This is a genomic window from Pseudoalteromonas sp. SWXJZ94C (assembly GCF_015864385.1).
Taxonomy (GTDB): domain Bacteria; phylum Pseudomonadota; class Gammaproteobacteria; order Enterobacterales; family Alteromonadaceae; genus Pseudoalteromonas.
The window spans coordinates 1-508 of record NZ_JADYXF010000176.1 but is presented as its reverse complement, the minus strand read 5'-3'; the positions used below and the strand labels follow the sequence as shown (position 1 = coordinate 508).

General features: G+C 39.8%; 1 protein-coding gene. It reads right to left on the bottom strand.

Features of this window, described 5'->3' with window-relative positions:
- Positions 1-117: 117 nt before the first annotated feature.
- Entirely contained in the window at positions 118-417 is a 300-nt protein-coding gene (locus I6F65_RS21635) for a hypothetical protein (RefSeq protein WP_197114907.1), read from the bottom strand.
- Positions 418-508: the final 91 nt, after the last annotated feature.

The window sequence follows — 508 nt, the reverse complement described above, 5'->3', positions numbered from 1 at the left end:
AATGGAAATGTAATACTTACAAGAGTCTTCCATGCTTACATAACTTTTACCCGCACTTGTTACATAAGCTCTTTTAATTTGTGGTTTAAGATCATAAGCAACTCTATCTTGTGCGTATTAAGGTCTAAAAGAATCAATATCAGCGAGGTCAGGGGCAAGCTGTATAGCAGCATAAACAAGAGCAGCCCAGTTAGCACCTTTACCAAGCTTTAAAGCAAGACGACCAGCAGTGGGAGCAATGTTAACAGCAGATTTATAACCAGCTTTTGAGGCAGAGACAACGGTACGAGAACCAGCAGAGACAGCGCTAGTGACAGACCAAGAGGAGGCAGCGAAAGCCGTTTGTGTGTTTGCAAAGACGATCAGTAACGATAAAAACACATAAAGAACTTTTCGATACAGTAGGTTAATGTGCATGAAAAGTCCTTTATATATTCTATTGGTTGATTTAGTTATAAATTGAGCGCGTCCCTAATTGCGACGATGATACAAACCATCGCAATTATTT